This window comes from Streptomyces sp. NPDC005962 (genome assembly GCF_040629205.1).
Classification (GTDB): domain Bacteria; phylum Actinomycetota; class Actinomycetes; order Streptomycetales; family Streptomycetaceae; genus Streptomyces.
In genome coordinates, this window is sequence record NZ_JBEXVE010000022.1 from 38,488 (window position 1) to 53,053 (window position 14,566).

13 protein-coding genes are annotated in these 14,566 nt (G+C 71.1%); 6 read left to right on the forward strand and 7 right to left on the reverse strand.

All coding sequences use genetic code 11. The features are described from left to right. Positions 1-20 precede the first annotated feature (20 nt). From ABZ370_RS30030 to ABZ370_RS30040, 3 genes are read right to left on the reverse strand one after another with little or no spacing between them, the layout of a single operon-like run. The gene (locus tag ABZ370_RS30030) at positions 21-1,424 is read right to left on the reverse strand and encodes a fatty acid--CoA ligase family protein (RefSeq protein WP_358626797.1); all 1,404 of its coding nucleotides are present in this window, start codon (positions 1,422-1,424) and stop codon (positions 21-23) included. Next, positions 1,424-2,464, reverse strand: a complete 1,041-nt coding sequence (locus ABZ370_RS30035; RefSeq protein WP_358626799.1) for a 3-dehydroquinate synthase II — start codon at positions 2,462-2,464, stop codon at positions 1,424-1,426. Before ABZ370_RS30035 ends, ABZ370_RS30030 begins: the two co-directional genes overlap by 1 nt. After that, positions 2,461-3,309: a 2-amino-3,7-dideoxy-D-threo-hept-6-ulosonate synthase gene (locus ABZ370_RS30040; protein ID WP_358626801.1), complete on the reverse strand. Its 849-nt coding sequence runs from the start codon at positions 3,307-3,309 to the stop codon at positions 2,461-2,463. The genes ABZ370_RS30035 and ABZ370_RS30040 overlap by 4 nt, the downstream gene beginning before the upstream one ends. Before the next feature lie 247 nt (positions 3,310-3,556). On the opposite strand from ABZ370_RS30040, the gene ABZ370_RS30045 reads away from it, so the two are divergent. From ABZ370_RS30045 to ABZ370_RS30055, 3 genes are read left to right on the forward strand one after another with little or no spacing between them, the layout of a single operon-like run. After that, positions 3,557-4,165, forward strand: coding sequence for a flavodoxin family protein (locus tag ABZ370_RS30045; RefSeq protein ID WP_358626803.1), 609 nt, complete (start codon positions 3,557-3,559; stop codon positions 4,163-4,165). Positions 4,166-4,210: 45 nt separating this feature from the next. Continuing rightward, positions 4,211-5,755: an MFS transporter gene (locus ABZ370_RS30050; protein ID WP_358626805.1), complete on the forward strand. Its 1,545-nt coding sequence runs from the start codon at positions 4,211-4,213 to the stop codon at positions 5,753-5,755. Beyond that, positions 5,715-6,617, forward strand: coding sequence for a LysR family transcriptional regulator (locus ABZ370_RS30055; protein WP_358626807.1), 903 nt, complete (start codon positions 5,715-5,717; stop codon positions 6,615-6,617). The genes ABZ370_RS30050 and ABZ370_RS30055 overlap by 41 nt, the downstream gene beginning before the upstream one ends. A gap of 662 nt (positions 6,618-7,279) precedes the next feature. Here ABZ370_RS30055 and ABZ370_RS30060 read toward each other — a convergent pair. The 4 genes from ABZ370_RS30060 to ABZ370_RS30075 form a co-directional block, all read right to left on the reverse strand. After that, on the reverse strand, positions 7,280-8,608 hold the full coding sequence (locus tag ABZ370_RS30060; protein WP_358626809.1) for a HAMP domain-containing sensor histidine kinase: 1,329 nt from the start codon (positions 8,606-8,608) through the stop codon (positions 7,280-7,282). Next, the gene (locus ABZ370_RS30065; protein WP_358626811.1) at positions 8,605-9,309 is read right to left on the reverse strand and encodes a response regulator transcription factor; all 705 of its coding nucleotides are present in this window, start codon (positions 9,307-9,309) and stop codon (positions 8,605-8,607) included. The genes ABZ370_RS30060 and ABZ370_RS30065 overlap by 4 nt, the downstream gene beginning before the upstream one ends. A 68-nt stretch (positions 9,310-9,377) precedes the next feature. Further along, the gene (locus ABZ370_RS30070; protein WP_358626813.1) at positions 9,378-10,190 is read right to left on the reverse strand and encodes a hypothetical protein; all 813 of its coding nucleotides are present in this window, start codon (positions 10,188-10,190) and stop codon (positions 9,378-9,380) included. A gap of 140 nt (positions 10,191-10,330) precedes the next feature. Continuing rightward, positions 10,331-11,095 carry an alpha/beta fold hydrolase gene (locus ABZ370_RS30075; RefSeq protein WP_358626815.1) on the reverse strand — a complete coding sequence of 255 codons (765 nt, stop codon included), beginning with the start codon at positions 11,093-11,095 and terminating at the stop codon, positions 10,331-10,333. A 283-nt stretch (positions 11,096-11,378) separates the two neighbouring features. Between ABZ370_RS30075 and fabD the strand changes: the two genes are divergently transcribed. From fabD to asnB, 3 genes are read left to right on the forward strand one after another with little or no spacing between them, the layout of a single operon-like run. Continuing rightward, complete coding sequence (fabD, locus tag ABZ370_RS30080) at positions 11,379-12,263, forward strand: ACP S-malonyltransferase (RefSeq protein ID WP_358626817.1); 885 nt, start codon at positions 11,379-11,381, stop codon at positions 12,261-12,263. Beyond that, the gene (locus tag ABZ370_RS30085) at positions 12,260-12,526 is read left to right on the forward strand and encodes a phosphopantetheine-binding protein (RefSeq protein ID WP_358626819.1); all 267 of its coding nucleotides are present in this window, start codon (positions 12,260-12,262) and stop codon (positions 12,524-12,526) included. Before fabD ends, ABZ370_RS30085 begins: the two co-directional genes overlap by 4 nt. A gap of 33 nt (positions 12,527-12,559) precedes the next feature. Continuing rightward, positions 12,560-14,551, forward strand: a complete 1,992-nt coding sequence (gene asnB, locus ABZ370_RS30090) for an asparagine synthase (glutamine-hydrolyzing) (protein WP_358626821.1) — start codon at positions 12,560-12,562, stop codon at positions 14,549-14,551. The last annotated feature ends 15 nt before the right edge of the window (positions 14,552-14,566 follow it).

Below are 14,566 nucleotides of genomic sequence, written 5' to 3' on the forward strand. Positions count from 1 at the left end.
CCCTTCGATGGGATGAGTGGTCAGTGGCCGGGGGAGCGGGCGAGCAGGGCCTCGCGGCGCCGGACGAGCTTGCCGTTGGAGGTGCGGGGCAGGTCCGGGAGGACCTGGATGACGCGCGGCACCTTGTAGTCGGCCAGCCGCTCCCGGCACCAGCGCAGCAGATCCCCGGCCGTGGGGCCGTCCGGTTCGGTGGACACGTACGCCTCGGTGGCACCGGCGTGGACGACCACGGCCCCGCTGACCCCGGGGTGGTGGCGCAACACGTCCTCCACCTCGGTCAGATCGACCTTGAGGCCGCCGATGACCACGAGCGAGTCGCCGCGGCCCAGCAGCCGCACGGCGCCGCCGGGGTCCAGCTCGGCACGGTCGCGGGTGTGCAGCCAGCCGTCGGTGTACCGGCCGCCGCCGGAGTCGTGCAGATACGGTGAGCCGTCCGGCAGCCAGACGTCCAGCTCGCCCTCGTGGATGCGCAGCCGTACGCCGGGGGCCGCCCGGCCTACGGAGGGCCGGGCGGCGGCGCTGATGTCCATCGCGATGACGCCCGTCTCCGTCGTTCCGTACGATTCGCCGACCCCGGTGCCGAACCGTTCGGCGAACCGCTCGGCCGTCTCCGGGGGCATGATCTCGCCACCGGAGGTCGCCGCGCGCAACGCGGGGAGCGGTGGCAACTCGCGTGCGGTGCTGAGGAGTTCGTAGTGGAACGGGGTACCGAAGATGACGTGGACATCGTGGCCACCGGCGGCGGCGAGGATGTCCTTGGCCGACACCCGGCGGGCGAACACGGCCGCGACGCCCGCCGTGAGGGAGTGCAGCACCCCGGCGATCAGCCCGAAGCTGTGCGCGGTCGAGCTGAGCAGCAGCACCCGCTCGCCCAGGGTGGGCATTCCCTCGATCCGGGTGAAGCGTTCGATCTCGGCGGCGAGGGAGTCCGGGGTCCGTCCGATCACCTTCGGGACCCCGGTGGAGCCCGAGCTGAACTGCACCAGCCGGTGGCCGGTCGTCGCGGCGCGGCCGTCCGGGAAGCGGGAGGTGACGACCTCGTAGCGGGGCTCGAAGCGCAGTGGCGAGCGGCCCGCCGTACCCGCGCCGACCAGGAACTGCGGGTGGCACAGCGTGCGCAGCGCGTCCACTTCGGACTGCTTCAGCCGGTGGTCGATCAGCATCACCTGGGCGCCCAGCCGCCACAGCGCGAGCAGCACCTCGATCTGGGTGAAGCTCGGCGGTATCCGGAGCATCACCGTGGAGCCCTCGCCGATGCCGTACCCGGCGAAGACGTCCGCCTCCATGGCCGCGGCGGCACGCACCTCGGCGCGGCTCACCGGGTGGTCGCCGTGGACGAGGCAGGGCAGCCCGCCGGGGTGGGCGTCGAAGATCGTCTCGACGAGCGCCCGCATGCCGCCGCTTCCGCCACTCCCGTCGCTCATCATTGTTCCTTGCAGAACTCGCCGATGGGGAAGCCCACATGGCGCTGGTCCGTGGCCAGATAGCCGAGCAGCTGGTCGCCGGGGCGCAGCTCGGTGACGTTGTGGACCTTCGCGCCGGGCCCGAGCACCCGCACATGCCAGTCGTCCTGGACGGTCAGGCTCACCACGGTGCCGTCGGCGGAGCGCGCGGTGATGGTCAGCAGCGGCCGGGACTCCAGCTTGGCGCGGCCGACCGTGACCGGCCGGGTCCGGCCCTCGGAGTCGACGGCCAGTGTGGTGCCGCCCGAGCGCAGCTCGCTCAGGTAGTTGGTGCGGTTGTCCGGGCCGAGTACGTAGGAGTGCAGCGCGCCCGCGTTGACCCGGAACGGGCGGGTCGGCATGTACGGCAGCGGGTGGGTCTCGCTGCAGCACAGGATGAAGCCGGTCGAGTACGAGCCGACGAGGATGCCCTCGTCCTCGGCGAAGTGGCTGCAGGTGTCCACGCATACCCGGTCGCCGAGGCCGTGGTGCTCGATGCCGTCGACGGTGAGCGTGGTCAGGTCGAGCGGTGCCGTACCGGCCTCCAGCAGCCGGGCCAGCGCGAACACGTCCCCTGCGGTCGAGGGGGCCAGCAGGATGCCGTCCGAGCCGCGTTCCAGCACGTCGAGGACGGTGGCGGCCTCCTCCAGGTCCGCGCAGACCGTGATCAGCTTGCCCTCGGCGCGGTCGGCCGCGGCGAGCACGATCTCCAGCGGGATCTTGGTCGGGTCGGCGAAGCGGACCACGGTGAAGTCCAGCGTGACGGCGGCGGTGCACGCCAGCCGCAGCGACGGTTCGTCGTGTACGTCGACCCAGCCCGCGGTGTCGGCGTCGAGGGCGTAGAGCTCCTTCTCGCCGGTCACCGGTGTGGTGGTGACGCCGGTGATGGTCGGCGGCAGCGCCTTGAGGACGGCTTCGTCGTCGCAGAGGACGCCCTGCATCCGGGTGTGGATGGCGGCGTCCACGACGGATTCGAGCTGGTTCTGCGGGACGGTTCTGAGGTCGATCCAGGCGAACTTCATACGGCACCTGTCGCAATCGTCGAGGGGTGGTGGGCCGTTCCGGTGTTCGCGGCATCGGCGTCGGTGGCATCGCTGGCATTGGCGGCATCGGTGGCATGGACGACGGCCGCGAGCCGTGTCACCAGCGCAGCGGGGGAGGGCGAGGAGAAGATCCGGCGGCCGACCGCGAGGCCCCGGCATCCGGCGAGCATCAACGAGGTCCCGTGGCTGATCAGATCCGTGCCGTCGGGCGGACCGCCCGCCGCGAGGACCGGCAGCGGGGAGCTGTCCACGACCTCGGCCATCCGGTTCAGCGGCAGCGCGACGGAGGTCTTCACCAGGTCGGCGCCGAGATCCGCGGCGATGTTGACGGCGTGGGCGAGCAGCGCCGGGTCGTGCGGATCGGCGATCCGCGGGCCCCGCGGATAGATCATCGCGAGCAGCGGCATGTTCCACGTGTCGCACGAGGCCGCGACGGTCCCGAGGTCGGTGAGTTGCCGGTGTTCGGTGTCCGAGCCGAGGTTCACATGCACGCTCACCGCGTCCGCGCCCAGCCGCACGGCCTCTTCCACCTCGCCGACGAGCACCTTGGCGTCGGTGTCGGCCGCGTACACGGTCCCGGCGCTCAAGTGCACCACCAGGGCGCAGTGGCGCAGAATGCCGGGGGCGATCGTGCGCGCCCGGCCCTTGTGGACGACGACCGCGTCCGCGCCGCCGTCCACCAGCGCGGTCAGGAGCCCGTTCCAGCGGGCCTGCGGCACCACCGGCCCGTCGGACACACTGTGGTCGAGCGGGACGAAGAGATATCTGCCGTCCCCCACGGCGGAGAGCCTCCGCATCCGGAGTGATTTACCCAAATCGGTCATGTGCCGGGAACACCTCTTCCAGCGGGTGGACGGTGCTTCGGGGGTTCTTCGGGGGTTCTTTGGGATTGCCGGGTCAGAATGGCACGCCCGTGCGAAGGCGAGCCGATAGCGAATGTCCATCACTCCGCGGTTATGCGGCTCTGAGAAACCTCTGAGACTCCTGTGGCAGGGTGGCCGACTGCATGTGCGCCAGAACCGGACCCGGAACAGCGTTTTCAGCGTCTTCAGTGTTTTCGAGGAGGCCGGCTTGACCGCCCTGACCGACGACCCGGTACACATCGCCCTCGCCTGCCACGGCGGACGCGGCCACACCGCCATGCTGGGGGAGGCCGTACGAGCCGGAGCGAGCCGGGCCCCGGACGTCAAGGTCACCCTCGTCCGGGTCGACCGGATCACCGACGAGGACTGGCGCCTGCTCGACGACGCCCACGCCATCGTCTTCGGCGCGCCGACGTACATGGGCACGGCCTCCGCCGCCTTCCACACCTTCGCCGAGGCGAGCGCCCGGCGCTGGCTCACCCGCCGCTGGCAGGACAAGGTGGCGGCGGGATTCACCAACTCCGGCTCCATGGCCGGGGACAAGGCGGGCACCCTCGGCTACTTCGCCACCCTCGCCGCACAGCACGGCATGCTCTGGGTCAGCCTCGGCCTGGCCTCCGGCTGGAACCGCTCCTCCGGCAGCGAATCCGACCTGAACCGGCTCGGGTTCTACCAGGGCGCGGGCGCCCAGTCCCCGGTGGACGACCGGTCGGGTACGGCGCATCCGTCCGACCTCGCCACCGCGGAACACCTCGGCGAGCGGGTCGCGGAGGTCACCCGGACCCTCGTCGCGGGCAGACGGGCGCTGACTCTGTGAAGGCGTTGACTCTGTGAAGGCGTTGGCTGTGAAGGCGTTGGTGCCGTGAAGCAGTGGTGGACCGTGGCCGTGGCGGTCCTGGCGCAGACGCTGGTCCTGCTGGACAACACGGTCCTCAACGTGGCGATGGAAACCCTCGCCGACCCGGTACGCGGCCTCGGCGCCGATTCCGCGGAGCTGGCGTGGGCCAACGCCTCGTACTCGCTGGTCTTCGCCGCGGGCAGCTTCGCCGGTGGCGCCCTCGCCGACCGCTACGGGCCGCGCCGCACCCTGACTGCCGGGCTGCTGCTCCTGGCCGTCGCCTCCACGGTGGCCGCGTTCTCGCCCGGCGCCACCGAACTCATCGTCACCCGCGGGTTCATGGGGGCGGGCGGGGCGCTGATCACTCCGGCGACGCTGGCGCTCGTCACCCGCGGCACCGCGCCCGCCCACCGCACCCGGGCCATCGCGGTGTGGGCCTCGGCGGGCGGCGCGGCCGTCGCGCTCGGGCCGGTGGTGGGCGGTGCGCTGCTGACCCGGTTCTGGTGGGGGTCGGTGTTCCTCGTCAACCTGCCGGTGGTGGCCGTATGCCTGGCCGGTGTGGCGCTCCTGGTGCCCGAGCTGCGCTCCGCCGGGCGCCGGGTGCTCGACCCGGCGGCCCTGCTGCTGTCCGTCCTGGGGCTGGGCCTTGTGGTGTACGGCGTCATCCAGGGCGGCCGCCCGTCCGGCTGGTCGAGCCCGGCGGCGCTGCTGCCGCTGGCGGCCGGGGCCGCCCTGCTGGTGGTGTTCGTGCGGACGCAGAGCCGCCGGGCGGTGCCGGGGTTCGACGTGCGGTTGTTCGCCGAGCCGCGTTTCGCGGGCGGCAGCGTGACCCTGCTGCTGCTCTTCTTCGGCCTGGCCGGGCAGCTCTTCTACTGCGCGTTCTACCTGCAAGGGGTGCACGGTCTGTCGGCGCTGGCCGCCGGGGTGGTGATGGCCGCCGCGGCGGGTGGCATCGTCCTCGGCAACCAGATCTCCCCGGCGCTGGCCCGGCGGCTGACCGTCCGCTGGTGCGCGGTGGCCGGAATCCTTCTCTCGAGCGCCACCTTCGGCGCGTACGTGTTCTTCGACGCGGACACCCCGGTGGCCTCGATCGCCGTGGTGCTGTTCGCGCAGGGCGCCGGAATCGGGCTGGTGGTCGCGCCGATGACGGCGGAGATGATGGCTGTGCTGCCCATGCGGTACACCGGCGCCGGTGCGGCCATCAGCGCCGCCACCCGGCCCGTGGGCAGCACGCTCGGGGTCGCGGTCCTCGGCTCGGTGCTCGCCACCTCCTACCGGGGGGAGATCCGGCCCGCGCTGGACGGTCTGGCCCCCGGGGCACGGGACCGGGCGCTGGACTCCGCGGAGGCCACCCGGGCGGTGGCCGCGTCCCTCGACCGGCCCGATCTCCTCGCCGCCGCCGACCGGGCCTATCTGCACGCCCTGTACACCACCGCCACCTGGACGGCGCTGCTGTCCCTGGCCGGTGCCGTGCTCGTCATCGGCTTTTTCCGGCCACGACCATCACCGAGGGAGGCAGGAAGTGGACATGGGTCTGCGCCACCTGCGGATCGTGCTCACCGTGGCTGAATCCGGCAGTATCAGCCGCGCGGCCGCCACGCTGAACATCGCACAATCCGGCCTCTCTACTCAACTGAGGAGAATCGAGGGGGAATTGGGCGGGCCGCTGTTCCGCCGCCGCCCGCAGGGTGTCGTCCCGACCGAGCTGGGCGTCCATGTGGTGGGCCGGGCACGGGAGTTGCTGGACGAGTTCGGCGATCTGATCTCCACGGCGCGGCGGCTCGCCCAGCCTGCCGAACCGCCGCAGGCCGTCGCACTGGGCGGCGTGGACAACCCGTGGGTGCCGCTGATCGCCGCACACATCCGGGAGCGGCTGCCGCACCACGAACAGCTGACCTATCTGGAACCCTCCTCCCAGGCCGTGCTGGAGCTGCTGCGCACCGAGAAGATCGCGCTCGCGGTCGTCAGCGAGTTCCCGGACGTCGGGCCGCCCGCGGTCCGCGAGTTCACCGTGCGCGACCTCGGCACCGAACCGGTGCTGATCGGGCTGGCCCCCGGCCACCGGCTGGCCCACCGGCAGATGATCACCCTCGAAGAGCTGGCCGAGGAGATCTGGGTCGCCCCCGGAGACCGCTCCGACGGCCTCGGCCTGAGCCTCCGGATCGCCTGCGAGCGGGCCGGGTTCACCCCCCGGTTCCGGTACTTCGGCGCCGACCAGACCACCGCGGCGGCCATCGTCGGCGCCGGGAACGCGGTCGGCGTCTTCGCCGCACCGGGCGACCGCTGCCCGGGCATCGCCCTGAAACGGCTGGCCAACGGGCAGCTGTGGCGCCGAACCCGGCTGGTATGGCCCGCCGGGTCGCCGCTGGCGGGACTCGCCGAGGACCTGGACGGCGGCGCACCCGACTGGCGCCGCCCGCGGGCATCGTGAGCGGGGGTGTGCGGACGGATGCGGGGCGCGGCGGCGCCGGTCGCCGCGCTGCGCCCGTTTGCGGCGCGGCCGATCGGCGGCGGCGTGCTGCGGGCGTCGTGAGTAGGGGCGCTACGGGCGCCCGCGCCCCCGGCGGCGCTGTCGGGTGTGGCGCCCTCGCGGGTCGCTTGTCCGCGGTGCCCCCGGGCGCTCCGGCCGTGCGTCTGGCCGGGCGCGGACGGTCCGGGTGGTGGCGCGGCCGTATGCCTGCGGCCCCCGGTGGCCAGCCGGGCATGGGGCGCCCGCCCCGCGCCTGTTTGCGGTGCGGCCGCGTGCAGCTCGTACTGGGTGGGCTGCCCCCGGGCGCGTACAGGCCCCGGCGGGCAGTCGGGTGTGGCGCGCTCGCCCTGCGCCTGTTTGCGGTGCGGCCGCGTGCAGCTCGTACCGGTTCGTTGCCTCCGGGCGCGTACGGGGGCGCTTCGGCTGTGCGTCTGGCCGGGTGGGCGTACCGGGTTCGGGGCTGGGCGGCGGCGCGGCCGTATGCTCGCGGGCCTCGGCGGGCAGTCGGGTGTGGGGTGCCCGCCCTCCGCCGGTTGCGGTGCAGCTGCGTGCAGCTCGTGCCGGGTGGGCTGCCCTCGGGCGCGTATGGGGCCCCGGTCGGAGACTGGCGCGCCGGTGGTGGTTCAGCGGCCTGGGCCGTTCGGCTGGCGGGCTACTACGGACAGGCACGCCGCGAGCGACCGTTGGCGGGGAATCGCCTCGGACGCCGCGTCAGCGGTCCTTGCGGCCGGGAGTTCGACGGTGAACAGGGCGCCGTGGCCCGGGCGTCCACCGGCGGTGATTCGGCCCCGGTGGCCTTCGACCACCTCCCGGGCCAGTGCCAGGCCGAGTCCGAATCGTCTGCCCCGTCCGGACGTTCCCCGGGCGAACCGTTCGAAGATGCGGTCGGCTTCCTCCGGGGCGAATCCGGTGCCCGTGTCGCGTACGGACAGCGATACGACACCGGGGCGTGGGGCGTCCACGGACACCACGACCTCCCCGCCGGGCGGGGTGTGCCCCATCGCGTTGTCGACCAGCGCGGCGATCACCCGGCGCAACGCCGGTGCGGTGCCCATCACCACATGCCGCCCCGGCCCGTCCCGCAGCCGTACGGCCAGCCCCAGCGACTGGGCCCGGGCGTCCTCGGCGGCCACCGCCTCCTCGGCGAGGGCGGCGAGGTCGACCGGATCGGACGACCCCGGCGACCGGGACAGCCGGGCGGACAGCAGCAGGTCGTCGATGACGTCGCCGAGCTGCCGGGTGCCCGTCACCAGGCGCTGGAGGTCGTCGGCCAGCTGCTGCGGGTCCGAGCCGGAGCGGCGGGCCATCAGCTGGGCGCGGGTGTGCAACTGGGTGAGCGGGGTGCGCAGTTCGTGACTGGCGTCCGCGACGAACCGCCGCTGCCGGTCCAGCGCCTCGGACAGCGGCGTCATCGCCCGCCGCGCGAGCATGCCGCTCGCCCCGGCGACCAGCAGCAGGCCGATCGACTCGGCCGTCGCGAAGGCCAGCAGCAGATGCCGACGGTCGGCGCGCTGGAACCGTTCGCCGTACGCGGCCTGTACGACGTCGCCGCCGCGCCACCCGGTGCGCACCGTGTACCGCTCGCCGTGGCGCTCCACCCGCTCCAGCACCGGGGGCGCGCCCGCGCGGACGGCGGCCAGGCTGGACGTCACGGGCAGGCCGTCCGGGATGCCGCGGGTGCTGCGGACCACGCCGTCCCGCTCCACGGTGATCCACATGCAGATCGGCGGGCTGTCGACGGTGTTGTGCTGGATGCCCCACCGCGTCTCGCGCTCGGCGTCGGCGCGTTGGGCGAACAGCATGACGGAATAGACGATGGCCACGACCAGCAACATGATCACCGACATCACCAGCGAGATGCGCAGCGTGATCGACCACTGGGCGGAGGCGAGCCGCCGATGCTCGGGGCCGGGTGCCGTGCGGCGCGGGAAGCGGACCGGAAGGGAGATCACAGTGTGCCCATCTGGTAGCCGCGCCCCCGCACGGTGCGGACGACGTCACGGCCCAGCTTCCGCCGCAGGTAGTAGACATAGGTGTCGACGATGGACTCGGCCGAGGTATCGGGGAAGACGCGCTCGCGCAGGTGCGAGCGGTCGTGCACCCGTTTGGGGCCGTCCGCGAGCGCGCGCAGCAGGCCGAACTCGCGCAAGGACAGCTCGACGCGGCTGCCGTCGGCGAGGTGGACCTCGTGGCACCGCAGGTCCAGCCGGCCGCCGTCCCCGTCGCCGAGCGGAAGGACTTCGGCGTCCGCGAGGTCGCGCCGGTGCAGCGCCCGCACCCTGGCCAGCAGTTCGTCCACTTCGAAGGGCTTGACCAGGTAGTCGTCCGCACCGGAGTCGAGGCCGGTGACCCGATCGCCCAGCTCGCCCAGCGCGGTCAGCACCAGGACCCGGGTGGTGACACCGACCCGCCGTAATCGTTTCACCAGGTCCAGGCCGTCGATGCCGGGCAGCATGCGGTCGATGACCATCACCTGATGGCGGCGGCCGAGACCGAGATGGAGCCCCCGGTGGCCGTCGAATGCCACATCGACGTCGTAGCCCTCTGAGACGAATAATTCGGCCAGCATGTCTGCGGTCTCCCGGTCGTCCTCGACCAGTAACAGCCGTGTCTGATCCGCAGTCGACCGTTGTGTATCGGCTGGGTAGATCATTCGCTCATCTTGGCAGCCCGGCTCCGGGGGCGGTGCGTACAATCTCGGCCGTCGCCGAGCGGGTCGGGTCAGGAGCCCGCGAGGCGGTCGTAGGTCTTGAAGGTGTAGTAGACCGTAAACGTGGCCAGGCTGTCACCGGAGGCGGCGGGCAGGGCGAAGCGGTCGTTGATCGCGCGGCCGAGGGGGCCGCAGCGGGTGGCGGCGGGTGTGGTGAAGGCGTCGTCGTGCGCGGGGAAGCGGACCAGCGGCGGGTCCTGGGACAGCCAGGTGCTCGGCGCGTCCTTGCTGAGACGGACCTTCACCGGGTTCTCGTCCGTGCCGATGGCACACGCCCGGTTGAGGAACGGGGAGACCAGCCGGAACTTCAGGTCCATCGCGCCGCTGCTGAGGAAGTCCGCGTAACCCCCGTACTCGGTCCGGACGGAGAGGCCCGGAGCGCCCGGAACCGGTGTCGGCTCGGCGCGCACAGTGCCCATGACCTGCCCGAACGTGCCGTCGGGCAGCGGGCCCTCGGCGTGGACGAGGGTGATGGGCTTGATGTCGGGGAGGTCGATTCCGCCCAGCTTGACGTGCCCGTAGGCGATCGTCACCTCGCAGCGCCACTTCGTGCGGTCGGCTCCGGTGGGCAGATCCTGCGGACAGTCGGCGTAGGCGGGGGCGAGCGCCTCCGGGGTGGGGACGGGCGCGGTGGCGGACCGGACCGGGGCGGGATCGGTGGAGGCGGAGTTGGCCGGGGCGGACCGGGCCGGGGCGGGATCGGCGGAGAAGGGCTGTGCGGAGGCCGGGGTCTGGGCGGCGGCGGTCAGGGCGAGGGTGGCGGCGACGGCGCCGACTCCGTACGCGAGGCGGCTGCGGCGGATCGCGGTCCTGGATCTCTTCATGCCCCGACTCTGGCCGCCACCGGTGTTCCGGCTCATCGGGAAGCTCCCTGACGAGACCCGGGGACGCACCCTGACGCGGCGTCAGGGGCATGCATCCAGGAGCCGAACCGGGAGCCTCGGCCACGAGCCGGGCCCCGGGGCTACAGCGCGCGGCGAATGGCGTCGGCCACCGTCTCGACGTGGGCGGACAGCGCGAAGTGGCCTCCGGTGAGGCGGACTAGGGCGCGGACGTCCACGACATCGCGCCAGGCGGCGACCTCGGCGGGGGAGAAGACCTGATCGTCGTCCGCGGCGATGAGGAGGACCGGGGACTTGGTCCAGACGTGGTCGGTCATGGCGGCGATGCCGTCGCCCAGCAGGAGGTCGGACCGCAGGGGCGGGAGGAGATATTCGGCCACCAGGGAGTCGTCCAGCTCGGCCATCCCCGGGGTGTCCAGGGAGCGCAGAAAGGCGAAGAGATCGTCGGTGCCGAGTTCGGCGGTCGGCTTGCCAAGGGGGTGCCGTACGAACTGGCCGGGAACCGGCCATGCGGAGAGAACGACGAGATCCGGGGTGGCGGGGGCGCGGGTGGCCAGGAGGTGGGCCATGGCGGCGCCCATGCTGTGGCCCATGACGATGAGCCGGCCGTCGGTGGGCGGGAGCTTGTCGAGCGCGGCGAGGACGCCCTCGACGGCCTCCTCGGGGTCGGTGACGGGCGGGGTGCGGCGGCGGTTGGCCCGGCCCGGGGGCTGGACGGCCCAGACGTCGGTCTCCGGGAGTGCGGCGGCGAACGGGTGGAAGAAGGTGGCGGAGCCGCCCGCGGGCGGCCAGCACACCAGCCGGTCCCGGTGTTCCGGAGCCACCGCGGACGGCTGATCGGCGGACCGAAGCGGCTGCAGCCAGGGGTCGGTGATCGGAGCGCTCATATGTGACCTTCCGGGGCGGAGTTGCGGGGGTGAGGATGCCGTGGGGTGGGAAATTCAGTAATCCCGGGGTTTGTTGATGCTGTCAAGCACGCGAATAAGTCAGGGCCGTCTGATTTCTGTCGCTGTCCAAGAAGCACTAGTGAGTTCACTAGTTTGGCAAAATGCGACAGTGTAATGTTCGCCACATGAGTGCCCCTTGCATGCGTCGGCGCACTTCGTCGATGCTGAATTAGGGCCGGGGTCGTTGACCGGCTCTTCTTCTGGTGTCCACCCGAAAGGCGCCATGGTTTTCGCGATTCTTTTTCCCGGGCAGGGCTCGCAATTCCGGGGAATGGGCAAGGACGCCTTCGAGCGCTACCCCGGACTCACTCAATTCGCCTGTGACGTGCTGGGTTACGACCTCGTCGCCCTGTGTCGGGACAATCCCGACGACATGCTGGCCCGCACGGAATATACCCAGCCCGCCCTCTACACCGTCAACGCATTGCAGATGTTCGAACGCGTACGGCGTGAGGACCGGCCCGCCGACTGCTATCTCGGGCACAGCCTTGGTGAATACAACGCCCTGCTGGCCGCCGGGGTGTTCGACTTCGAGACCGGCCTCAGGCTCGTCAAGAAGCGCGGCGAGCTGATGGCGGCGGCATCCGACGGCGGAATGACGGCCGTGATGAATACACCGGCACCGCGACTCTTCGACATTCTCGGGCAAGAAGGCGTCGAAGGCCTGGACGTCGCGGGCTTCAACACCGACGCCCAGCTTGTCCTCGCCGGTCCGGCCGGGGCGCTGCGCGCCGCCCACGCCGTGTTCAAGGAGCGCGGTATCCGGTTCGCGCCGCTGCGCGTCAGTGCGCCGTTCCACTCCCGGTACATGGAGCCGGCGCGAGCGGAGTTCGAGCGATACCTCAAGGAATTCACCTTCGCCGAGCCCGCCGCCGACGTGGTCGCCAACGTCACCGGACGTCCCTACGAAAAGGGCGCGATCGTGGCGACGCTGAGCCAGCAGCTCATCGAACCCGTGCGCTGGACGGACAGCGTCCGTCATCTGCTCGCCCGCGACCCCCGGTTCGACTGCGAAGAAGTGGGCGGCAAGTCACTCGTACGCATGGTGGGGAAGATCCGCACCTCGCCAGCCCCCGTCCCCGATGGAGAGAACAGGGCCCTGAAATGAGCAAGACAGGCAGGACAGAGAAGATCCAGCAGTTCATAGAGGAGCGCTTTCTCGTCGAGTTCGGCGGCGATATAGCGGCCGACACCGACCTCTTCAAGGCCGGGGTCATCGACTCCTTCGGCTATATCCAGCTCATGAACTTCCTCGAGGACGAGTTCGCGTTCCAGATGGACGAGGCGGACATTCTCACCGATGTCTTCGTCTCCCTCGCCTCGATGGACGACTTCGTGGCCCGCAAGCTCGCCGAGCCCAACCGCCGGTAACTCACCGAGCCCGACACCCGTAAGAGGACTCCCATGTGCGGACTTGCCGGTTTCCTTTCCTCTGAACTCCAGGGTGACGCCGCGCCCCAGGTCATCACCTCGATGCTGTCACTCATTCACCACCGCGGTCCGGACGAGGCGGGGTACTACCTCGACGACGGCATCGCGATGGGGGCGGTCCGGCTGTCGATCATCGACATCGCCGCGGGCTCACAGCCGATGTCGGACCCCGCCGGGCGCTACTGGATCTGTTTCAACGGCGAGCTGTACAACCACATCGAGCTGCGCGACGAGTTACGAGGGCTCGGCCGGACGTTCCGTACCCACTCCGACACCGAAGTCGTGCTGCAGGCGTGGATTCAGTGGGGACCGGCCTGCCTCACCCGCTTCAACGGCGCCTTCGGCCTGGCGATCCGGGACGCGGCCACGGGCGAACTCTTCCTCGCCCGCGACCGGTACGGCAAACGCCCGCTCTTCTACGCCGACCACTCCGGCGCGTTCCTCTTCGCCTCGGAGATGAAGGCCTTCCACGCGTTCCCCGGATTCCGCTTCGAGCTGGACCCCCGGGAGCTGGCGTCGATCTTCGCCGTATGGACGCCGCTGCCCGACCGCACCCCGTTCCGCGGCATCCGCCAGATCCCGGTGGGCGGCCTCCTCACCGTCCGCGGGGGACAGCGCACCCTGAGCACCTACGAAGAGCTCCGCGTCGACGCGCCGCCGTTCACCGGAAGCGAGGAGGACGCGGCCGCCTTCGTCCGCGAGGAGCTGCGCAAGAGCGTCGAGCTGCGGCTGCGCAGCGATGTCGAGGTCGGCGTCTACTTGAGCGGCGGACTCGACTCCTCCATCGTCACCAAGCTCGCGACCGACCTCTCGCGGAGCCAGGTGCGCACCTTCTCGGTGGAGTTCCAGGACAAGACCTTCGACGAGTCGAGCAGTCAGCGCGCGGTCGCCGAGCACCTCGGCACGGTCCACTCGTCGCTTGCCATATCGAGCGCCGACATCGTGGAGAACTTCCCCTCGGCGGTCTACCACGCCGAAGTCCCCGCCTTCCGCACCGCGTTCGTGCCCATGTATCTGCTGTCGCGCCATGTGCGCGACGCCGGAATCAAGGTGATTCTGAGCGGCGAGGGAGCCGATGAGGCGTTCCTCGGCTATTCGCTGTTCCGCGAGACCCTGCTGCGTACGTCGTGGAACGATCTGTCGGACGAGGAGAAGGCGGCCAAGCTCGGCAGCCTCTACCCCGAACTCGGCCATTTCGGACCCGGCCACCGGAAGCATCTGACCGGACTCTTCAGCCAGTTCTCCACCGAGCGGCTGCCGGGGCTCTTCTCGCATGAACTCCGTTACCAGAACGGCCGGTTCGCGGTGCGGCTGCTCAAGGAGCGCGACGAGCCGTTCGGGGATGTCCTCGACCTCGTCGGGAGCGCCCCCGACTACGCCGCGCTGTCGCCGACGCAGAAGGCGCAGTGGCTCGAATACAAAACGCTCCTCGCCGGATATCTGCTGTCCACCCAGGGCGAGCGGATGGGCCTCGCGCACAGCGTCGAGAACCGCTGCCCGTTCCTCGACCCGGCCGTGGTGCGGGCGGCCGCGTCCGTGAACCTCAAGTATGACGACGGATTCCAGGAGAAGGCCATCCTCAAGAAGGCGTTCCGTGGCGAACTGCCTGAATCCAGCCTTACCCGGCCCAAACAGCCGTATCGCGCACCGGGCGCCGCCGCGTTCAAGGAGCAGCGCCCCGACTACATGGAACTGCTGCTCTCCGACGCCGAACTCGGCCAGCTCGACTGTGTCGACCCGGTTTTCGCGCGCAAGCTCGTCAACAAGGTTATGTCGACCCCCGATCCCGAGATCAGCACCAAGGAGGATCAGGCGTTCGTCTATCTGCTCTCCACCGCCGTCCTCCATCACCAGTACGTGCTGGACCGGGAGGGCCGGGGGAGCGCGGAGCCCGAGTCGCGCATGGAGATACGGACCGCTGTCGACCACCGGCTGTCCCGGCTGTCCGCCGGAGGTACGCGATGAATCCCGCCACTTCTG